This window comes from Paenibacillus sp. GP183, assembly GCF_900104695.1.
In the GTDB taxonomy this organism is placed as follows: Bacteria; Bacillota; Bacilli; order Paenibacillales; family NBRC-103111; genus Paenibacillus_AI.
Genome location: NZ_FNSW01000001.1, coordinates 3,323,062 through 3,344,835, shown reverse-complemented (window position 1 = coordinate 3,344,835; position 21,774 = coordinate 3,323,062). Strand labels below are relative to the sequence as shown.

18 protein-coding genes and 1 pseudogene are annotated in these 21,774 nt (G+C 48.3%); 11 read left to right on the top strand and 8 right to left on the bottom strand.

Annotated elements, in window-relative coordinates:
- The first annotated feature begins 1 nt into the window (after position 1).
- The gene (locus tag BLV33_RS16535) at positions 2-964 is read left to right on the top strand and encodes an ABC transporter permease (protein ID WP_090794052.1); all 963 of its coding nucleotides are present in this window, start codon (positions 2-4) and stop codon (positions 962-964) included.
- 125 nt (positions 965-1,089) lie between these two features.
- On the opposite strand, the gene BLV33_RS16530 is transcribed toward BLV33_RS16535, so the two are convergent.
- The gene (locus BLV33_RS16530) at positions 1,090-1,962 is read right to left on the bottom strand and encodes an AraC family transcriptional regulator (protein WP_090798976.1); all 873 of its coding nucleotides are present in this window, start codon (positions 1,960-1,962) and stop codon (positions 1,090-1,092) included.
- A gap of 209 nt (positions 1,963-2,171) precedes the next feature.
- On the opposite strand from BLV33_RS16530, the gene BLV33_RS16525 reads away from it, so the two are divergent.
- From BLV33_RS16525 to BLV33_RS16510, 4 genes and pseudogenes are all read left to right on the top strand, one after another.
- Positions 2,172-3,353 (top strand): galactokinase, encoded by a 1,182-nt coding sequence (locus BLV33_RS16525; protein ID WP_090794047.1) that lies wholly within the window; start codon positions 2,172-2,174, stop codon positions 3,351-3,353.
- Positions 3,354-4,340 carry a UDP-glucose 4-epimerase GalE gene (galE, locus tag BLV33_RS16520; RefSeq protein WP_090794045.1) on the top strand — a complete coding sequence of 329 codons (987 nt, stop codon included), beginning with the start codon at positions 3,354-3,356 and terminating at the stop codon, positions 4,338-4,340.
- The gene (locus BLV33_RS16515; RefSeq protein WP_090794042.1) at positions 4,340-5,941 is read left to right on the top strand and encodes a UDP-glucose--hexose-1-phosphate uridylyltransferase; all 1,602 of its coding nucleotides are present in this window, start codon (positions 4,340-4,342) and stop codon (positions 5,939-5,941) included. The genes galE and BLV33_RS16515 overlap by 1 nt, the downstream gene beginning before the upstream one ends.
- Before the next feature lie 309 nt (positions 5,942-6,250).
- Positions 6,251-7,004 (top strand): annotated as a pseudogene (locus tag BLV33_RS16510) (methyltransferase domain-containing protein).
- Positions 7,005-7,090: 86 nt separating this feature from the next.
- On the opposite strand, the gene BLV33_RS16505 reads toward BLV33_RS16510, so the two are convergent.
- Entirely contained in the window at positions 7,091-7,645 is a 555-nt protein-coding gene (locus BLV33_RS16505) for a hypothetical protein (protein ID WP_090794039.1), read from the bottom strand.
- A 115-nt stretch (positions 7,646-7,760) separates the two neighbouring features.
- Positions 7,761-8,498: an SDR family NAD(P)-dependent oxidoreductase gene (locus BLV33_RS16500; protein ID WP_090794036.1), complete on the bottom strand. Its 738-nt coding sequence runs from the start codon at positions 8,496-8,498 to the stop codon at positions 7,761-7,763.
- Positions 8,499-8,930: 432 nt separating this feature from the next.
- Here BLV33_RS16500 and BLV33_RS16495 point away from each other — a divergent pair, with 432 nt between their 5' ends.
- The 4 genes from BLV33_RS16495 (at position 8,931) to BLV33_RS16480 (ending at position 11,979) form a co-directional block, all read left to right on the top strand.
- Complete coding sequence (locus BLV33_RS16495) at positions 8,931-9,215, top strand: hypothetical protein (protein ID WP_139305762.1); 285 nt, start codon at positions 8,931-8,933, stop codon at positions 9,213-9,215.
- 13 nt (positions 9,216-9,228) lie between these two features.
- Positions 9,229-9,861, top strand: a complete 633-nt coding sequence (locus BLV33_RS16490; protein WP_090794031.1) for a LysE family translocator — start codon at positions 9,229-9,231, stop codon at positions 9,859-9,861.
- Between the two features lie 238 nt (positions 9,862-10,099).
- Positions 10,100-11,017 carry an NAD-dependent epimerase/dehydratase family protein gene (locus BLV33_RS16485; protein WP_090794028.1) on the top strand — a complete coding sequence of 306 codons (918 nt, stop codon included), beginning with the start codon at positions 10,100-10,102 and terminating at the stop codon, positions 11,015-11,017.
- The gene (locus BLV33_RS16480; protein WP_090794025.1) at positions 11,014-11,979 is read left to right on the top strand and encodes a bile acid:sodium symporter family protein; all 966 of its coding nucleotides are present in this window, start codon (positions 11,014-11,016) and stop codon (positions 11,977-11,979) included. The genes BLV33_RS16485 and BLV33_RS16480 overlap by 4 nt, the downstream gene beginning before the upstream one ends.
- 92 nt (positions 11,980-12,071) lie before the next feature.
- Here the strand turns inward: BLV33_RS16480 and BLV33_RS16475 are convergent, their stop codons facing one another.
- Both BLV33_RS16475 and BLV33_RS16470 read right to left on the bottom strand, forming a co-directional pair.
- Complete coding sequence (locus tag BLV33_RS16475) at positions 12,072-13,022, bottom strand: ABC transporter permease subunit (RefSeq protein WP_090794022.1); 951 nt, start codon at positions 13,020-13,022, stop codon at positions 12,072-12,074.
- Positions 13,023-14,090, bottom strand: a complete 1,068-nt coding sequence (locus BLV33_RS16470) for an ABC transporter permease subunit (RefSeq protein ID WP_253187245.1) — start codon at positions 14,088-14,090, stop codon at positions 13,023-13,025.
- Between the two features lie 211 nt (positions 14,091-14,301).
- Between BLV33_RS16470 and BLV33_RS16465 the strand changes: the two genes are divergently transcribed.
- The gene (locus BLV33_RS16465; RefSeq protein ID WP_090794016.1) at positions 14,302-15,207 is read left to right on the top strand and encodes a GNAT family N-acetyltransferase; all 906 of its coding nucleotides are present in this window, start codon (positions 14,302-14,304) and stop codon (positions 15,205-15,207) included.
- Here BLV33_RS16465 and BLV33_RS16460 read toward each other — a convergent pair.
- The 3 genes from BLV33_RS16460 to BLV33_RS16450 all read right to left on the bottom strand — a co-directional run bounded on the left by BLV33_RS16460 (position 15,198) and on the right by BLV33_RS16450 (position 21,278).
- Positions 15,198-16,472 (bottom strand): MFS transporter, encoded by a 1,275-nt coding sequence (locus BLV33_RS16460; RefSeq protein WP_090798974.1) that lies wholly within the window; start codon positions 16,470-16,472, stop codon positions 15,198-15,200. The two genes, BLV33_RS16465 and BLV33_RS16460, sit on opposite strands and share 10 nt — an antisense overlap.
- 262 nt (positions 16,473-16,734) lie before the next feature.
- A complete protein-coding gene (locus tag BLV33_RS16455; protein WP_171909179.1) occupies positions 16,735-19,701 on the bottom strand; it encodes a DEAD/DEAH box helicase in 2,967 nt (988 codons plus the stop codon).
- The gene (locus BLV33_RS16450) at positions 19,689-21,278 is read right to left on the bottom strand and encodes an SWIM zinc finger family protein (protein WP_090794012.1); all 1,590 of its coding nucleotides are present in this window, start codon (positions 21,276-21,278) and stop codon (positions 19,689-19,691) included. Before BLV33_RS16450 ends, BLV33_RS16455 begins: the two co-directional genes overlap by 13 nt.
- Positions 21,279-21,469: 191 nt before the next feature.
- Between BLV33_RS16450 and BLV33_RS16445 the strand changes: the two genes are divergently transcribed.
- Positions 21,470-21,763 carry a hypothetical protein gene (locus BLV33_RS16445; RefSeq protein WP_090794009.1) on the top strand — a complete coding sequence of 98 codons (294 nt, stop codon included), beginning with the start codon at positions 21,470-21,472 and terminating at the stop codon, positions 21,761-21,763.
- Positions 21,764-21,774: the final 11 nt, after the last annotated feature.

Sequence of the window (21,774 nt, the reverse complement as noted above, 5' to 3'; positions counted from 1 at the left end):
TATGGATTTCTTTACTTCCTTTGGGCAGTTGATCAATATCACGCTTGTGTTTTCAACCGCTCTCATCTTCGGTGCGCTGGGCGGAATCTTCTCCGAACGTTCCGGTGTGGTCAACATAGGGATTGAAGGCTTGATGATATCCGGCGCATTTGCATCGGCGGTGGGCACTTATTACGCAGAGCAAGCCCATATGGGCAGCTTGTCTCCCTGGGTCGGCCTGATTGCGGCGATCATTTTCGCCATGGTTTTTGCGCTGATTCACGCAGTGGCTACGATTACTTTCAAAGCGGATCAAGTTATCAGCGGCGTCGTGATTAATTTTCTGGCTGCCGGCATTACGGTGTATCTGGTCAAAATTCTTTTCCAAGGCGCAGGTCAAACCGAGACGCTCAATGATGTTTTCAGTAAATTCGAGATACCGTTTTTATCGAAAATCCCTTTTTTGGGAAATGCGATCTTTATAGCTTATCCCACTACCTATCTCGCATTAATTTTAGTGGCGGTTTCCTATTATGTCCTTTTCAAGACGCCATTCGGCCTTAGGCTCCGATCTGTCGGGGAACATCCGAGCGCTGCAGATACGGTAGGCATCAAGGTAAATCGCATTCGTTACATCGCCGTGCTGATCAGCGGAGCTCTAGCCGGTCTTGGCGGCGCGACGATTACGCTGACGACTACAAGCAACTTCACGCACAATACGATATCCGGACAAGGCTTCATTGCCATGGCCGCCATGATATTTGGCAAATGGAATCCGGCTGGCGCTTTGGGCGCGGCATTGTTCTTCGGTATGGCTCAAGCCTTGAACAACTACCTGCAGCTGTTTGACTTTGCGAAAAACATTCCGCAGGAATTTCTCTACATGCTGCCATATCTCCTCACGATCCTTGTGCTTGCTGGCGCTGTAGGACGTGCTCGCCCGCCCGCATCACTCGGTGAACCTTACGATCCTGGCAAAAGATAGCGTACAAGAAACCACAAATACCCCAGACTGCCTGCAAGTGCATGGATTACATGCTTGTGACAGGGTTTGGGGTGTTTTTTTTTCTGGATGGATGAATAGGAGTTTGCATCCCATTTCCGACTTCCTCAAATTTGATTGCGCATTTTACGCTTCATTTGATCTCGGTACTCGGTAGGAGATACACCATACCATCTGCGGAATTGCTTGGAAAAATAGAGCGGATCATGGAAGCCGACAGAAGAAGCGATCTGTTCCACCGTCAGTTCCAGACGTTCACGCAGCAGAAGGCGTGCTTTATCAATCCGCAGCTTCAGCAAAAAAGTAACCGGGGTTATTTTCGTATACTGTTTGAACAATCTGGAAAGATAAGCACGATTATAACCGAGGCTTTCGGCCATCATTTCAATCGTTATCGGTTCCGCATACTGAGTAGATAAATAATGGATGGCCTGCGCTATGATGCGCTCGCTCTCGGTATGCGGCACATCGCCAAGCGGGGATGAAGGAGCAAGAGCTTCGCTGAATTCAGCCAGCAATAGATGAAGATATCCGTTTGCTTTGAGATGGGAGCCCGCTTTTTTCTCATGAAAGGCTCGCCCAATCTGCCGAAAAATGATCGGTACTTGGCGTCGTTTGCCTGTACGGAGGATCGTTTGCTGAGCCGAGATTCCAGTGGATGCAACAAGCTCGGCTGCTTGTGAGCCAGTAAAAGCAATCCAGCGATAATGCCAAGGCTCCTCTTCATCGGAAATGTAAGAGACAAGCTGCTCCGGCTTGATGATAAAGCTGTCTCCGGATCCAAGCTCTACCTCCTGGCCCTGAATGGTGAAGCGACCTTTACCGGCAATAATATGATGAATCAGGTAATAGTCGTACACCTTGGGTCCAAGCTGATGTGCGGGTTTCGTCTGACTCTCACCAGTAAAAAGAACAAGCAAATCACTCTCTTGATCTGGAAAAGGATTGGAGATCACATAATAGCTTTCCGTTCGGGTCATGGGATTCACCGCCTTATTTGTATCCAAATAATCGATCGTGCATGGATGTTTCCAATATAACACAATAATCTTCAACCAATAAATATGAAGGTCACATTTTTCCATGTATTGATAACATCGTTCCATAGTCTTTATCTGTAACATCTCGTATACTGAAGTTACATACTTACTCATGAATCTAAACAAACTACTGCAAAGGCGGTGCTGTAATGGCAGATCTTCAAGTACTGAAACAGCAATTTACGGATAGATATGAAGCTTCAGAATCCGAAATTCTGGTATTTTTTGCACCGGGCCGAGTCAATTTGATCGGTGAGCATACCGATTATAATGGCGGTTACGTATTTCCTGCGGCTCTCACTTTTGGAACGACGATGCTAATTCGTCCTCGACAGGATCGGTTGGTCGGTTTTGCATCAACGAATTTCAAGCTGCACAAACAAATCTCCATAGATGAGCTGATCTACAATGAAGCGGATGACTGGATGAATTACCCTAAAGGGATTATCGTGCATCTCGCTAAGCAAGGCTTTGAACTTACGCGCGGCTATGATCTGCTCTTCCATGGAGAAATCCCTAACGGAGCCGGGCTGTCTTCCTCTGCTTCTATAGAAGTGGTAACCGCCTATGGACTTCTAGCTTCCGAAGGCTATCCGACGGACACTGTTAAGATCGCATTGCTCGCACAAAAGACGGAAAATGAATTCGTCGGCGTAAATTGCGGAATCATGGATCAGTTCGCGGTGGCGAACGGCAAGAAGGATCACGCTATCCTGCTCATGTGCGACACGCTGGAATATGATCTTGTTCCTTTTCAAAGCGGCAGCTACAAGCTGGTCATTGGGAACACGAACAAGCGCAGAGGGCTGGTCGATTCCGCTTATAACGAGCGCAGGAGCCAGTGTGAGCAGGCGGTAAAATACCTGCAAGCTCAGTTCCCCGACATTACATTGCTCGGGCAGATTACACTGGAGCAATTCAATGCGTACAAGCATCTGATCCCGGATGAAACAGTTCGCCGAAGAGCTCAGCATGTTGTAGAAGAGATTGATCGCGTGCTGCAGTCCATGAAGGTGCTGCAAGAGAATGACCTGGAAGCGTTCGGCAAGCTGATGGTCGGTTCACACAACTCGCTTCGTGATTTGTATGAAGTAACGGGAGTAGAGCTCGATACGATGGTAGCGGAAGCGCTCAAAGTTCCCGGTGTTCTCGGTTCACGTATGACGGGTGCGGGTTTTGGAGGTTGTACGGTTTCGCTGGTGCATGAAGACAGCGTCCGTGCCTTCCAGTATCAAGTTGGCAAAGCTTATACAGAACAAACGGGTCTCACGCCGGAATTTTACGTCTGCGATATTGGCGACGGTGTTAAGCAAATAAAGGAGGAACTGTAAATGGCCATACTGGTAACAGGCGGAGCGGGATATATCGGATCGCATGCGGTTGCGGAGCTTTTGGATAAAGGTGAAGATGTAGTCGTCGTGGATAATCTCCAGCAGGGGCATCGCGAAGCGGTATTGGGCGGTAAACTGTATGAGGGAGATCTTCGGGACGGAGCTTTTCTGGATCAGGTTTTTAGCGAAAATACAATCGATGCGGTCATTCATTTTGCGGCGAGTTCCCTGGTCGGCGAGAGCATGAAAGACCCTGGTAAATATTATCACAACAATGTTTACGGCACCCTGTGCCTTTTGGAAAAGATGAATCAATACGGTGTTGCTAAAATTGTATTCTCTTCCACGGCAGCAACCTATGGTGAGCCTGAGCATATCCCGATTCTCGAAAGCGATCGTACCCAGCCCACCAACACCTACGGCGAAACCAAGCTGGCTATGGAAAAAATGATGAAGTGGTTCGACACCGCCCACGGGATCAAATATGTGTCCTTGCGTTATTTTAATGCTGCAGGCGCCCATATCGGAGGCAAAATCGGCGAGGATCACAGTCCGGAAACGCATCTGATCCCAATCATCCTGCAGGTTGCTTTGGGGCAAAGAACGCATATCTCCATTTTTGGTGAAGATTACGCTACACCGGATGGCACCTGCATTCGTGATTACATTCACGTCAGCGACCTGGCGGAAGCCCATGTCCTTGCCGTTGAGAAGCTGCGTCAAGGGGCGGACAGCAGCATTTACAACCTCGGGATCGGCAAAGGCTTCTCGGTCAAAGAAGTCGTCGATATTGCCCGCAAGGTTACCGGACATGAGATTCCTGTTGTGATCGAACCGCGCCGTGCAGGTGATCCAGCTGAGCTTATCGCTTCGTCGGATCGTGCCAGACGGGAGCTCGGCTGGAAGCCTTCACGCGACAGTCTGGAAGCGATTATTGAGAGTGCATGGAAGTGGCATCAAAGCCATCCCCGAGGATACAACAAGTAATGGACGAACATGAGGGTGAAATCATGACACACAAAGGAACCATCCCGGAACGTGCAGCCTGTACGCTTGAGCGTCTGCTGCAGTTCGCTAAACAAAATGGCTTTCTGGAGCCGCTCGATGTATATGCAGCGAGGAATGCCCTTATGGATCTGCTGGGTATCGCAGAGCCTTATATAGGCAGCTTGCCGGAAGAGCGGCTGGACAGTCCTGTCGAGCTGCTGGAGCTGCTGCTTGACGATGCTTATGAAGCTGGGCTCCTGCCTGAGAACACAAACACTTACCGTGACTTATTGGATGCCAAAATCATGGGTGCCCTGATCCCCCGACCATCCGAGGTCGTGCATCAATTTTGGCAAACGGCCAAATTAAAGGGGATCCAAGCGGCAACGAACGCTTTTTATCAATTCTCCATCGACTCCAACTATATTCGTATGGACCGAATTCGTAAAAATGCCTACTGGCTGGCACCTACGGAGTATGGTGAATTGGAAATGACAATTAATCTTTCCAAGCCGGAGAAGGATCCGAAGGAAATTGCCCTGCTCAAAACGCTGCCGCAAAGCAGCTATCCGAAGTGTCTTCTGTGCGTAGACAATGTCGGTTACTCAGGTCGGCTGGATCACCCCGCCAGACAGAATCTGCGGGTTATTCCGCTGGAGCTTGACGGTGAATACTGGTATTTTCAATACTCACCTTATGTGTACTACAATGAGCACAGCATCATTTTTCACCAGCAGCATATCCCGATGAAAATATCGGAAAACACGTTTTTCAGGCTGCTTGATTTTGTGGATCAATTTCCGCATTATTTTATAGGCTCGAATGCGGATTTGCCGATCGTCGGCGGGTCCATCCTGAACCATGACCACTTTCAAGGCGGTCATCATGCATTTCCGATGGAAAAGGCACATGCGGATACGCTGTTCGTACACCCAGATTTTCCGGGGGTGAAGGCAGCTGTGGTGAAATGGCCGATGTCTGTGCTCAGACTCAACGGGTCTAACCGGCGATCTCTGGAAAAGCTGGCAGGCAAGCTGCTGGAGGACTGGAAGGGATACAGCGATGCCGAGGCGGAAGTTGCCGCTTTTACGGAAAATGGCGGGGAGCGGATCCCGCATAATACGATTACACCGATTGCGCGCAACAATGCCAAGGGCGAATACGAGCTCGATTTGGTGCTTCGCAACAATCGGACGAGTGCAGAGCATCCGGATGGCATCTTCCATCCGCACCATCCGCTGCATCACATCAAGAAGGAGAACATCGGCTTGATTGAGGTGATGGGGCTTGCGGTTCTGCCTGGACGTCTCCAGCAGGAGCTGGCGGAGATCGCAGGGCTGCTTTCAGGCACGGCCGACTTTGGAAGCGAGATTCGCGAGAATCCGGCGAATCCGCTGCATAAGCATGCCGGTTGGATCGAGCAGCTGCTTGGCAAGCATGGCGCGAGCCTTTCCGCTGAGGAGGCGGATACTGTGCTGCAGGCGGAAGTCGGCGCCAAATTCCTTGATGTGCTGCTTGACGCAGGCGTATTCAAGCACACGGCTTCGGGGCAAGCATCGTTTGCCCGCTTTTTGGCGGCGGCGGGCTTTGCCCGGGAGTAAACAAAAACCAACCTTCTGCGCACCGCGCGGGGTTGGCTTTTTGCTTGAGGTTTGGGTAACTGGGGGACATCCCCGGCTTGCCCTCCTAATTCGGGAGCCTACCGCTGTGAAGTTTAAAAATAATCTGTAAACCTATTTGGGAAGGAGAGATTGTCTGAGAGAAGTAACGGCTGCCGATCTAATGATCAGCAGCCGTTTGCGATTCAAACTATATAGGATGAAACTATAAAGATGATAGATATTATATATTTTACTTATAGTTTGAATAATGTGAAAATACTTCTAAGATAAAACTTGGGAGATGGTATCATGAGTTCAGTTCATGTCTGGAAGTCCGAATTGTACGATAACAAACTCGGTTATGTATCCGAATTTGGTAAGGGTGTAGTTGAACTATTAAACCCAACAAAAGGTGAAAGTATTCTCGATTTAGGTTGCGGCACTGGAAATTTAGCTTTTGAAATTAAAAAAACTGGAGCAGCCGTAACAGGTCTGGATTTGTCTAACGCAATGATAGAAAAAGCACAAAAGAAATATCCAGAATGGCAATGCTGAGGATTTTACATTTGATGAACGGTTCGATGCTGTATTCTCTAACGCAGCTTTACATTGGATGAAGAATGCCGAAAAAGTGTTGTCATGTGCATGGAATAGCTTGAATAATAACGGCAGATTTGTCGCTGAGTTTGGTGGTAAAGGTAATGTTGAAACGATAATTCAGGCAATTAGCGAAGTATTGTTTGTAGATTATGGAATTGATGCTAGCACTTTAAATCCCTGGTATTTCCCAAGTATCGCTGAATATAGCACTTTACTGGAAGAACAAGGCTTTCGTGTAACTTATGCAGTTCATTTCGACCGCTCAACAAAAATGAAAGATGGTAAGGATGGACTGTATCACTGGTTAGATGGACTTGCTGATGATTTCTTCAAGGAGTTGTCGGAAAGCGAACGAAGCAGTGTATTTGAAAAAGTTGCTACGAAAACCCAAAAAGATTTATTTTATGAGGGTGCTTGGTTTTTGGATTATAAACGGTTGAGAATCTTTGCTATTAAACCGTAATTCGGCTTTCCGAAATACCAATTCTACGAAAACTGCTTTGTCTGCAAAGCGTGACCGTAATTCATATGTTGTTTGACAAATTTGACTTAAAAATAGCGGACATCGGGATCTGAAGTATGACTTTGTTTTGGGAATAGGAATCTTTCGAAATAAGGTGACGATTGACCTTTTAATCGAAGTCCTTTTTCAATTTCAGTTGCAAAACGACGTGCATCTTCTACGCTTCGCCTGCCAGTAACGATGTCATGCATCAAGTTTAAAGCCATAAAATTCGCCGCTTCTTGATCGCATTTAGCTGTAGCTTCACCAGCAGTTCGGTCTGGATATAAACTGCCATCAAACTGTGCCAATTCATCAAAAAATTGAACAGGCACTTTATAATCAATGGTTTGCTCCAAATAATCAAGATGGGGTGTCGGAAAGTTATGAGGGACTGCATCAAGATGAACAATCGTCCGCTTCCAAGGACCATTGTTATACCAGATGATTTTTGTCCAGCTTGCTTCATTTGGTAAACCAAATTTATTGATTAACAAATGAACAGTCTCTTTTTGTTCCCCAGTCCACCTTTCCAAAATTTGATCTAAAACCGGATGAATACGGAAATGTTGAGGATGATATCCGGTTAATCCAGTATACATAAAACTCCTCCTGCTCCAGATCAGTTTTGTAATAGTATATACTGGTCATCTGTCCATAGTTACAGGGGGTAGTTCGAGCGATTGTTAAATCAGGTCAAAAATGATGTTTAGGGTATTAAATAAACATTCCGCCATCAACGACCACTGTCTGGCCCGTCACAAATTGCGAATGCACAATCAAAGAATACGCGACTTCGGCAACATCCTCTGGAGTAGCTACCCTTCCCAGCGGGGTACCTTCCGCAAGGCGTTTAATATGATCGTCCTGTCCAGCTACCCAACGCGTCTGCACAATCCCGGGCGCTATGCCGTTCACGCGAACTTCCGGAGCCATAACGCGGGCCAGCGACTTCGTCACGCTGATAGCAGCGGCCTTGGAAGCGGCATACGCGATTGAGCTGCCCAGACCGGTCATTCCTGCAATGGAAGTAATGTTGACGATGCAACCCTTTTGCCTCTTCAATTCAGCTGCGGCTGCCCTGCAGCAGAAAAACAGACCTTTGACGTTGACATCCATCACCCGGTCCCAATGTTCTTCCTTGAGCCCTTCCAAATCATCATGCTTCACAAAATCCGTGACGCCGGCATTGTTGACCAAAATATCCAGGCTTCCGAATTTGTTTATCGTTTCTTTCACCATTTGCCTCACCTGCAGGTCATCGGCGACCGTTGCTTTATACAACAGACTTTGTACGCCTAAAGCTTCAACCTCCCGCTGCGTTTCAAGCGCTTCCTTCTCCGATTTTGAATAATTAATCGTAACATGGACTCCTTCCCTCGCCAGACGAAGCGCAATCTCCCGGCCGATGCCGGTTGCCGAACCGGTAATCAGCGCTGTTTTTCCTTTTAACATAAAGGTACCTCCCAATAAAAATAAAGTTCTATATTTGCTGATTTCTAATATATCATAATTGGTTTAATCATTACCGACAAAAGATTATTAATAAGATGAATGGTCCGCAAGGACACATGATTACCGTAATCCGGTGTTCATGGAGAACGCCAGTCAAGAGCTGCGGCTTTATGATGTCCGGATGACGATCACGGGACTTTGCTGATATATGAAACAAACAATTTGAATAATAAACTATAATCTTGCAGTAGGATTCTCATAGCCCAACAAGGTAGACTTGCTGTACGAATATGGTAAATGAACAATTCCAAACATATGGGCTTTTTTATTTAACCGATGGTAAAATTTATGGTGACAAAATGGTGAGCAAATTGTAAAATGTGGAAAACATGTGAAGTTAAATTTTAGGTGACCAAAGCGAAGGTGAGCGATTTGTCCGAAGCAAAAACTTATTTAGCTTTCGCTAAGACTCAGAAAGAGAGTGGGCAGACAGAATTGGAATTGATTTTAACGATTACTCCTGCTTTTACCTTCTTTGATTACAATCGTGATGGTGTAAAGGAACTTATAACGAAAACTCTTGTTAATTTTGGAGCGTGTCCAATTACAAAAACGTATTATTCGGCATATCATTTTTCGAAGGATGGTATCAGACAATTAGATAGCTGGTTTAATGGAAGTAATCCTGCAATAGAACAGAACATTCCATTTAATTAGAAGGAGGTCTAAAGTGTACGGTATAATAAATTTTGAAGTATTTTTACTAACAGCTATTCTGCTGAATTTAACTCCTGGTACAGATACCATGTATATAGTAAACAGAAGTATTTCACAGGGCAGAACGGCAGGGATTTATTCGGCTCTTGGAATTTCTGCTGGTGTTGTTGTTCACACATTGCTTGCTGCCTTTGGATTATCGGTTATTTTAATGCAATCGGCTTTTTTATTTGACGTGATTAAGATTATAGGAGCAATTTATCTAGCTTATTTAGGTATTAAGATGTTACTGGCAAAGAAGACAGCAAAGGAGCAGAAATCCTTACCAAAACAAGACAATAAAAAAATATTTTTACAAGGTATGATAACGAATGTCACAAACCCGAAAGTTGCTTTATTCTTCTTAGCATTTCTCCCTCAATTTATTCATAGTGCGGGTGTTATCAGTCCAATTCCTTTTATTATCTTAGGTCTTACGTTTACTTTGACTGGGGGAATATGGTGTCTAATCACAGCTTATTTTTCTTCTATGGCTACTAACAAACTAAGAGGAAATTCAAAATTTGAAACGGTTATAAATAAGCTAACAGGAATTATTTTTATTGCTATGGGAATAAAATTACTTAATACAAAAGCAATGCAATAGAAAACTACCTAATAATTTGTTTATTCGGATGTTTTACTAATAATCAGGAACTGACACTTTGGTATCCTCTAGTGCTAATCGTGGCTTGGCGCAGCATAAATGCCCCTACTGCTATCGTGCGCTTAATCTGTGATTAGCTCTCATAACTTACTGTACGCAGGCTAGCTATGACATTCTGTTTAATGATATATTTTTAAAATGAGAAGTATTTTTACAACATTAACCAAGAGGTGAGACTATGGGAAAACTCGCACTTATCATCGGCGGCAGCGGATTTCTCGGCAGCGCGATTACTGCACAACTGACAAGGGACGGCTGGGACACCCACGTGCTCAGCAGAGGCAATAAGCCTGTTACTCAGGGTGGCACCGTTATTCTGGCAGATCGTTCCGTTCCTGAGAAGTTGCAGGCGGCATTGGAAGGTCGTCATTATGACCTGGTCGTTGATTGCGCCGGCTACAATGAGCCCGATGCGGCGAACGCTTTACATAGCTTGAAAGGACGTTGCGGACACTACGTTTTCATAAGCACCGATTATGTATACGCATCCAACAAGCAGATGGCATTTCCAATTACGGAATCGGCTGCGACGCAGCGCGACACAGCATATGCGGCGGGGAAGCTTGATTGTGAGCGGTTGCTTCTGGATGCCTGGGATAGTGGGAGGTTTCCGGCGACGGTTCTTCGGCCGCCGCACATTTTGGGTGCGGGAAAGGAGCTCGGCAGCGACCAGGTTCTCGGTCGGGACACTGGGCTATTAGCCAAAATCCGTAGTGGGGAGGGACTTAAGCTGCTAAACGAAGGACAGATGCTTATCCAGCCGGTGTGGACTCGCGAGATCGCGAACTGCATCGCACATATTGCCGGGATGGAGCAGAGCTTCGGCCATATTTTTAACTTTACCGGACCGGATGCGGTAACGGCTAAGCGGTATTATGAGATCGTTGCCGGGTTGCTAGGCGTGGAGCTTCAATTCAGTTCCGTGCTTCTTCATACCTTTTTGCAGCATAAACCTAACGATGTCCATTACGCGAGGCACCGAATTTATGACACGTCGCGTTTAACTCAAGTAACCGGATATAAGCCGCAGTTAAAACTGGAGGATGCAATTAAAGAAACACTTGATTGGATGATATCGAAGGAAGGAACAGGATGAGGGGTACCATGTTGATTCGCTTGAACAAAGGGCTTGAGAAGGTCATGCCTCTGCTTACTCCTACCGGAGTACTGATCGGAGTTGTCGGAACCTATTGGCTGAATAGCTATGCCGGTTTTGTCCCTTGGATATTTGCAGTGATGACATTTTCAGGCAGTCTTGGCTCGAGCTTTAAGGATTTGGTCAAAGTAATGACTCATCCGAAGCCGATTATTTGCCTATTTGTAATTCTGCATATCGTAATGCCTTTCGTAGGTTGGACAGCAGGACATGTACTGTTCCCCAACGATTTGTATACTGAGACCGGGTACATTTTGCTCTTTGTTATTCCGACCGGAGTGGTAAGCGTGGTATGGGTTTCTATATATAAAGGAAATATACCTCTTACCTTATCGTTGATTTTGCTTGATACTTTGCTTTCGCCTCTTATCGTTCCTGCCAGTCTTAATCTGTGGGTAGGGGCTAAAGTTCAAATGGACGTATGGGCGATTATGAAAGGGCTATTATGGATGGTGGTTATTCCGTCGTTGATCGGTATGGCTCTGAATCAGATGACGAAGGGCAGGATTAAAAAAACTTGGGGAGCAACGCTGGCTCCCTTTTCCAAAATCGGTTTGTTTGTTGTTGTCGCGATCAACAGCTCGCTTGTAGCGCCGTATTTGAAACAGTTCAACGGGAAACTTATGATGATTATTATTGTGACACTAGTAACGACAATGATGGGTTATTTGGCGGGTTGGGCGATATCCAGATGGTTTCGATGGGACCGGGATTTTACGGTCACCGCTATTTTCAACTCGGGGATGCGGAATTTAAGCGCGGGCGCAGTACTGGCCGTTCAGTACTTCCCGGCTCCTGTTGCGCTTCCCGTCATTTCGGGTATACTTTTTCAGCAGATTTTGGCGGCCCTTTTTGGATACTTGTTAGGTAAGAGGCAGCTAGTTGAGGGAAAGATCAAATAACTTTTGAAGAAGCATCGATTATACCTAACACAGTAAAGCTGGTAAAATTTAACCATTTAAGGTGGCCCATCACGGCACTGAATTAGCCTACTCTACTTCAACGAAGTCCGCTGCTTCTTTTTCAATTGAGAGAGAAAGAACTGAAGGATCAGTATTGACGCTGTATAAAAGGCTCCTGCACTTACGATAACCCAAGGATAGAGACGAATCATCTTCGTATTACCGCCGTATGCGATCAGTGAGGTCCATTCCCCAGTGGTGGTTATGCTGATTACATATCCATCATCCCACGTCAAGGTCTCGCCCCCGCCCAGAAAAATGCCCAAGACAGCGAGCTGTCCCATCAGGAAAAGAATCTGCACATACTCGGCTAGAAAGGCAAATAGCAGCTCGGCCCGCATATTGGGCAGCAAATGCCGCCGAATCCGATGCCAAAGAGATCCACCCATGACCTGAGATGATGTAACGTACAGCTTGTCATTGTAAAAACGGGCTCGTTCATTAACCAGGTGGCCCAACGGAAAAATGCCGATTCCGATCACCATGATCAGGAAAGTGAGACTGAACCCGATTTGGCGAGGATCGCTCATCGGCAGTCCTCTATCCAGGCCAAGACCTGCATATATCCCCATTAAGGGCGGAAAAATAAATAAGATCGGCGGCACAGACGAAGAAATCCATTGCAAGGTGGATAAAGCTTGGCGTCCTTTCCCGGCTGCACCTACCCAGAGTCCCACCGGCAGTGCGAGTAAAAAACGGGCAAAAGTAATAAATAAGGCATAGCCAAGCGTATATTTCATCCCGTTTAAAATTAAGCTCAGCATATCATAGCCTCGATGATCGGTACCCAACCCGAAGGTGGAGTTAGGCGCAAAAGGCGGTTTAATCATGGATAAGCCGTGTGGATCCGGATTGGCGATAAGACCGATTTTGTGAGCGGGATCTATGGGATGAGGCTTGATGAAGCCTCCGATCAGGGCGGTAAGCAAGAGAATGATGACCAGTGTCCAAGCCAGCTTATAGGAATATGTATATTTGTTCATTTACGCCACCTCACTGGTATTCACGACAAGAAGCTTGCGAATCAGCGCAAATATTCCGTGAAGGGAGATGGTGAAGACAGCCAGCAGCGTGCACATCAGAGGGAGCGCACTTACATCCTGATAGAAGGGACGGATGATGTATCCGCCTACCCCGACAATATTGCAGAGCACTTCCGCAACCGCCATGCTGGAGACAGCGATAGTGGTTGCCTTTGGCATTATGGCCAACAAATCCTCCAGCACGTTGCGAAACACATGGCGGAGCAGCACCCGGGATCGGCCGAGCCCCTTGGCATAGGCCGTAACCACATAGGCTTGGGCCATTTCCCGTCCAATCGCCGTTCGCATGGTTCCATAGATCAGTACAGCCGGGATGAGGGTGATCGCCAAAAAAGGGATTAGGAATGGAACCTCATTCCCCACTTGAATGATCAATATCACTCGTTTATCCGTAAGTCTGGATGCATAAACAGCGATGAGCTGTATAAGGACGATGACGAAAAAATCCGGCAGACCCATAAGCAGCATATGAATCCCATCGATCAGCTTGCCGAGTGATTTGCGCATGAAAGCCAGCAGAGAAAACCCGACTCCCAGTAGAATTGAGAACAGCAGTCCTGGAAGGAGGTAGGTTAACGTGCGCGGAATCATTTTCTTCAATTGATCCTTGAACAAAATACCTTTAGTGCTGCCATAGCCGCCTGAGGTACCGAAGTCCCCCCGGCTGTAATGCTCAAGCTTCTGCTTAAGCTCAAAAACGTATTTTTTCATAGAGAAGGCAGGTTCGATAGGGATGAGATTGGCTCTAATAACTCCGGAAATCGAAGGCAGCTGGGTAGCAAACCATAAGGATTTTCCATAAGGAGTGCGAATAATGTCCTTCTCGGTATCCTCGACGGTTAACTCCGGATATTTCACCGTAAGGGCTTTCAGATCAACATTAGAACGATGGGTAACTTTGAGCAGCTCGGGCGAATAGTTCATAAAAGCCTCATTGAGATTACTCAGCAGAAAAACACCCACCAGTGTGCCCAGCCCGGCAAAGATAAGCATCAATGTCTTTCTCATGGCATTCACTTGGTGTTCACTCCGATCGACTATGTATCTACCAATGGTTAAATAGGACTACTTCTAGTATATTAGCATAATTTTTCCTGCGTGCCATTCCCGATAATTTGTCTTTAATTAAATTATGACTAACCTCTGGATGAAGCATTCTAGTATAATGGCTTTGCGTATATATAAAAAGCACAGCCGCTGCAAGCAGGAGGTTTTTAAGATGAAAGATGGAATCAAGCCATGTTACGGCTTAACCGAGAAGGAACTGAGTGAGATCAAAAGACTGTCGCTGCTTTGCAACCAGTCTGATGCAATCAGGCTGAAGCTGAATTGGGACATGCTGCGAGAGCGGTCCGTAGAGCTGAATAATGATTTTTTATATTACAAAAATAACGTCTTGATCGGTTTTCTCGGCATTTATAGCTTTAACTCCAAGGAAGCGGAAATCAGCGGGATGGTTCACCCGGATTATCGCCGCAGGGGGATTTTTCAGGAATTAACCGATGCGGCTGTGAAAGCTTGCAGGAGGAGATCGATTCCGAAGCTGATCTTCATTTGTCCGCGCACCTCGGCTAGCGGTAAAGCTTTTCTGGATGCGTTGGGCGCGGCGTATTCCTTCTCGGAGTATCGCATGGAGATGATGGCACCACTGGAAAGTCAGGCGCAGACAGCATCGGATACGACAGCATCTCAAGCGAACTTGTCTCATGAAGGCATCCGAATTCGCGAGGCGGGTCAACCCGATACTGAACTGCTTGTGCGGCTTAATATGTCGGGATTCTCCATGAGTGAGCAGGATGTGCGGGAATATGTCGCCGTAAGTTTGAATGGCAAGGGAGATAAAACCTACATCGCAGAGCTGGGAGAGGTACCTATTGGAAAAATAGGCGCTCAGCTCATTGAAGCTGCCGGATTTATATACGGTTTCACGGTGCTGGCCGAATACCGCGGTAAGGGCTACGGGCGTCAGATTTTAGCGCAGACGATTCAATCAATGCGCAGCATGGAGCCTGACGTGCAAATTGCGTTGGAAGTTGCTGTAGAAAACGAAAGAGCCCTAGGGCTCTATGAGTCTTGCGGTTTTTATGTCGTGACGGCTTACGATTATCATGAGCTTTATTTATGAACAACGGAGTCCCCGCCAGGCACACGCATATGAATAATCAATCCGATCACGACCAACAGCATCAAAGAGCCTAAAGCTACTCGGCTTGCCAGATTGCCGCTGCTTGCAAGGGCCCAGGTAATAGAGCCATAGAGTGTAGGTCCGACAATAGCGGATATCTTCCCTGAGAACGCATAGAGCCCGAAAAATTGTCCGCGCTTTTCAGGCGGCGTAAGCTGAACAATCAGCGTGCGTGAAGTCACCCACATGGCACCCATGGCAATCCCGTATAAACCGCCGGCAATCCAGAAAATGCTCTGACTTGGGGCGAAGGTCGCAATCGCAACAGCTACGATAAGCAAAGCCGCCACTGAGGTTACAGCCTTCTTGGCGCCAATGAAACGAGTTATGTATCCAAAGATGAATGAACCAATGATGCTGAACACCGTCGACACCAGGTACAGCAAAATAAATTGGCTTGTTGTAAAGCCCATTACCGTTTTGGCATAAACAGCCATGACCGCAATCGCTGTGCTGATGGCATCATTAAAGAAGAAATAGGCAAACATGAACACAAAAGCCGGACGGTACATTCGTGCCTCTTTGAAGGTCTGCCAGATTTCCTTATAGCCGCTAAGAAAAGATTTGCCGGAGTCCGCCTGTTTGGCGGGCTTTTCCTTATATAGCAGCATGATGGGAAGGGAGAAGATCAAGAACATAAGAGCGCTGGGAATAAAAGTATTCTCAAAATGGTTTTTGCCAACAAAGATGAATGCCACCAAGCCTGCCAAAGTCCCGATATAACCGACAGATACCCCGAATCCGGAAATCACGGGAAGCTCGCGCGCATTGCCCAGATCGGAGATCATGGAATCATAGAAAACGAGGCAAGAGCTGTAAAAAAATTGAGCCAGCACGAAAAACAGCAGTGTCCCCATGATAGAGGCATTCATCCCAAACCACAGCTGGTCGGTGGACCAAAGAGAAGAGGCTCCCATGATCAGGGTTGATCCAATGCAGAGCCATGTGAAAGGCAGCAGATATGTTTTCTTGCGTCCAGTGCGGTCAATCATGATCCCGTATAAAGGCGAGAACAGGACAAGCAGAAGACTTGCAAAGGCGGTGGCATAAGTAATGAAGGTACTCGCGATCTGGTTCATCGATTCATTCGTTCCAATGGCCTCCGAGAAATAAAGCGGGAAAAATACAGTAGTTACATTGGAAGAGAAAATCGTATTTGCGAAATCGTACATGGCCCATGAAAAAATGGGTAGAGAAAGGAACATGGCCCAAGCTTTGCGGGATTGTGGCGGCGGAACACTGACGGACTCGATCTGTGCCACTTGCTTCAACACCTTTCTTGGTTATTTATCTTCGGATGAGAGCGATCTCGTGATTTACATGCGAGTCTCCTGGCTTTGCCAGTGTCAAATGACAAACTAGTAATTTCGACACCACACAGGTAAATCCTGCAAAAATGAGCAGGAAAAAAGCCAAGCAGGAAGCCACACGGACTTCCGTGTATCCTGTTTGGCTTTTGCATAGACATTAAACCTCGACCCATTCCTTGCGAAGGGTGAATAGATCATGCAGATCCTCGGTGGAAAGCTCGGTAATCCAGTTCTCGCCGCTGCCGACAATCTGTTCACTGAGTCCCAGCTTGCGCTCGATCATTTCATCGATGCGCTCCTCCAGCGTGCCGAGGGTCACGAACTTATGCACCTGAACGTGGCGCGTTTGCCCGATGCGGAAAGCGCGATCCGTCGCCTGATTTTCCACAGCCGGGTTCCACCAGCGATCATAGTGGAAGACATGGTTAGCGGCTGTGAGGTTAAGGCCGATTCCTCCCGCCTTGAGCGAGAGGATAAAGACCGACCGCTGCTCCTCCGGAGGAAGCGAAGCCTCCTGAAAATGCGCGATCATTTCGTCGCGCGCCGCTTTCGAGGAGCCACCGTGCAGGAACAGCACGGGTTCCGCGAGCTCTCGCTGCAGGACGGATTGCAGCAGATGTCCGGTCTCGACAAATTGCGTGAAAATCAGGCATTTGTCGCCTTCCTGGCGGAGCTCCTGCACCATTTCGAGCAGGCGCTCCAGCTTGTTCGAACGCCCGCTCCACGGAGCGTTAGGCCCTTCCTTGAGCAGCAAAGCAGGGTGGTTGCACACCTGCTTCAGCTTGGTCAGGGCAGAGAGGATGAGCCCGCGCCGCTCCATGGGAGAGAGCTTATCCAGCCGATCGAACATGTCCTGAATGTAGTTCTCGTAGAGCGACCCTTGCTCGGCTGTGAGCGAAACGAAGGTCTTCGACTCGTTCTTTTCCGGCAGGTCGAGCTGAATCGCCGGGTCCTTCTTGACGCGGCGGAGCAGGAAAGGGCGAATCATCTTCTGCACCTTGCCGATGATTTCCGTGTCCTGCGTCTTTTCGATCGCATGGACATAGCGGTGCGTGAATTCCCGAATCGAGCCGAGGTAGCCGGGATTGGCAAAATCAAAAATCGACCAAAGCTCGGTGAGCCGATTCTCAATGGGTGTTCCCGTGAGCGCGATGCGATGACTGCCTTCAAGTCGTCGTATCGCCGAGGCTTGCTTGGTATAAGCGTTCTTGATATTTTGCGCCTCGTCCAGGCAGATGGAATTCCATGCTACGCTGCTTAGCTCAGCTTCATCGAGATGCGATAATGTATAGGAGGTCAGGATCAAATCCATACCTGACACAGAATTCTTAAAGTCGTTGCCTTTAAATCGCTGCGGTCCATAATGCAGATGCACCTGAAGCGACGGCGCGAATCGTTTCAGCTCCATCTGCCAATTGCCCAGAACAGAGGTCGGACAAATCAGGAGAGATGGAGTTTCCGGCTGCTCTTGCTCCTTGACCGTGAGCAGGTAGGTGATCCACTGGATCGTTTTGCCCAGCCCCATATCATCGGCGAGGCATCCGCCCAGACCGAATCGCCGTAAAAACAAGAGCCAAGAGATCCCGGCGATCTGATAATGACGCAGCGAGCCTTGGAAGGAATCCGGCGGCTCCATCGGAGGGATCGAGGAGGTTTGGGTAAGCTGTTCGATCATGTGATGCAGCTGCTCGCTCAGCTCCACTTCCATTTCGAGTCTCCGTTCGGAATCGGGATCCAGATCGGCAGGCAGAATGCCGCCAGCCTCCCCGGCGAAATGGAACTCCAGAATATCGCGGAAGGAGAGTCCCTTCTTCTTCTGCACCTTCTTCAGGACCTGCTCGACCTGCGCCATAAACTGCGGGTCCAGCTGGATCCAGTGGCCGCGAATCTGCACCAGGCGGCGCTTCTCGTCCAGGAGCTGCCGGAATTCTTCCTCCGACAGCACCAAATCCCCCAAGGCCAGCTTCCAGTCAAACTGCATCAGCTGGCCTAGTCCAAACATCGACTCCCGGGCGGAGCCCACGGACGACTTGATTTGGGCCCGCAGCTTCGGCCGCAGCTTGCTGATGCGCTCCCACCAGGCCGGGAGAAACACAGACGTCCCGGCCTCAACCAGCCTTGCGCTTCCCTCCGTGAGGAAGCGCCAAGCCTCTGCCTCCGTCAGCTCCGTGCGGAGGCTTCCCCTGCCGTCGACGCCGGGTTCAGCCCGGTCGTCCGCGCCTTTCCCGACGCGCCGCCCGGTCGCCGCCTCGTCGGCAGCTCCGCGCGCATCGCCATCGCAGGGCTCTGCCGCATCCAGCCAGGGCAGGATGCGCAGAAAGCGCCCGATGTCGCGCTGCACGCGCTCCAGCTCGGGCAGCCAGTGCTCCGGCAGCGGCAGCTCGCCCTCGGCAGGCTCCGCCTCCAGCGTGACCCGGCGCAGCACGTCCTTATGCTGCCGGTCCTGCAGGAGCAGCTTCAGCTGCCAGCCGGATTCGCCGTCAGGCTCGACCAGCTGCAAGCACGTCCGCATCGGCGTAGGATCATGCCGCCAGCCGATGGCGACGAGCCAATCCTCCTCATCGAGCCACAGGTCAGCGGGAATCTCGCCTGAATGCATGAGCGGATAGGCTCTTTCCAGCTGACGCAAATTGTCCTTCATCACACCGTCTTCATCGACCCATTCCGGGATCAAGGCGTCAATCCAAAGGCGTGTCGCAGATGTCTCCAGACTTTGGAGCTCCTGCGGCAGCTTGAGCTTCCAGCCTATTTCCCCAGCTTTCCACTTCTCGTAATCCGGCATGAATTCGCCTGAGGCAAGCGCTGCCTTGACAGCTGGAGCCAAACGGATAAAATCTTGTGCATTGCCGTCCCACGCCACCTTCAAATGCTGAACAGGTGCCGGATCGCTGAAATACTCCAGCGCATCCAGCGGTTGCAGCTCAATCCCTTCGCGGTGGCCCCAATCACTGGTTTCAACAAAGGTTCCATAGAAAGAGGGTTGATACCAGGCGAGCAATATATGCTTGAGGTCCAAAGCATCCCAGATACCGCCATTCGCGCGGGTCCCCCACAGAAATAAAGCTCCGCTCGGCATAGGGGCGGCATGAACCGTGAGTGTGCTGGTTTCGATCATCGAATCCATTTTCCTTTCTTCAGCTCTTCCTGAAAAGCACGTAATCGAGAGAACTTATCCGACAAGCGATAGATGTATTGTTCCCATCGGTCTTCCAGCTTGAGCCATTTATAATAGCCATTCAGCTTTTTCAGCAATCGTACGGCTGTTTTATAAGAAGCTCTATTTTTTTCCAAAATGGCTCGTTCTGCAGCTTGATGATACAGCGGAAGCAGGAGGCCCGGATCATGCTCCTCGATCGCGCGAAGCTCTAAGGCGTAGAGGCTTAGCGGAGAAATCCGGTTGGCCATCTGGAGATCGACCCATTGCTTGTAACGGTGGGTCTGCAGCAGATAGGCCGTGTAATAATAGTAAGATCTGGGTAGCAGCGACTCCATCACCTGAACCCATTCTGCATCGGAATCCACATGCTTTGCGGCGTCCATCCAATATTGGCAAAAGGTACGAAAATCCTCATGGGTGGCTTTGGGAATAGAGGGAAGCAGCCATCTCAGCCAAACCAACATGTCCTCCCACTGCTCCAGCTGGTCATCATGCTTTAAATATATAAAGAAATCCGCTGCATGTCTGGTATGCAGAGCGGCCAGCCGCTCCAAGGCGGTATCCATCTTGCCTTCCATTACGTCAAAGTGAGCTCTTGCAATGGTGAGGATATCTCTTCTGCGGTTTAATAAATCCTTCTTGTCCAAAAGCATTTCCAAACGCTGCTTTTCTTTTTTATTCCAAGCGGACTTCCCGGTAATACCCCACCACAAACAACGGTAAACGAAAAGCCAGTTAATCGGGCTGTCCTTCCCATGCAGGGACATATCGCCGAGCATCTCAAGTGTAGTAAGCCAATGATCAGAGTCGGCATCAAATGTCGTATTCGGATCGATTTCCTCTAAAACTTGAACCAGCTTCTCCAGGCTGTTCTCGGCAGCCGCTTTACAGCCGCTTTCATGATAATACGACAAGTAAGAGCTCTTGGTATCTTGGTAAAACTGCTCGATCTTTCGCATGATGAACAGTATAATATGAAGTCTATACAGTTTCTCTCGAGAGCTTTTCCAGTCATCCGCATAAGCGGGCAGCGTCGCCAGCGCGGATTCATAGAAGGTCTCAATCGAATGCTGATGGGAAATCGAAAAGCCGTGAAATTTTCCGTCGAAAAAACGATTCCATTCTTGCGGCAGTTCATTTTCATTCGGCTTGGCGGGTATGACTGTTTTCTTTTCCGAAGGAGTGGGCGGGGCGCCCTTACTCTTCCTGCGGGTTAGAATGGCGTGTTTCAATTGCTGCAGAAGCATCTCCGGGCGGCCATAAGGCGTATACAAATAGAAAAAAGCTGCCGCAATATGCTTGCACAATCCTTCATGGGGGCAACTGCATTCACTATTGGGAAAATGTTCAAGGTCAATTACGACTTCATACGTTTGGGTTCCTTTGACAAGAGCTTCGATGGTTATTCCTTTAAGCTGGACGCTCGTAACCTGACCTTTGTGGTAGTAGTTCCAGCCTCGCTCCAGAATCACGGCATCGTAAAGCTGCTGGACCTGCTTCATCAGGTAACTCATTCTGTTTTTGGGAATTTGCAGTTTCAGCATCTGTGCGTTTCTACCCTCCGAGCGTACTTTCCTCTTTACATAGTAACAGATTTTTCCCGAAATTGCCCATTTCCATAACTTATGCGGACTATAATCTTTATATCCTTAACGGCTGAGTAGCGCGCCTGATTTCCAGTGAGGAATGTGGTAAAGTGGAGCTATGAACGGTTAGATGGAAAGGCGGTAAAAGGATGGGTGTCAAACACGGAAGAGAATATTCCGATATTCTGAATGATTTGGTTCGAGCACTTGGACAATTGACCAGAATCCATGAATTTTTTGATATGAAAGCATCCGATTGGCAGGATTTGGAGCCCTCCGAACAGGTGGACTGCCTGCAGACGCTGGCGGACGACATCTTTTACGGACTTGATTCGGATCCGGTTATGGAAGTGGGGGATGGCGTGATTCGCCATGATCCCGAGAATCATGTCATCCGGGTTCATAACGGTGAGAATGTGATTTCCTTGGTTTATTTAGTTTAAAATCGTCATTA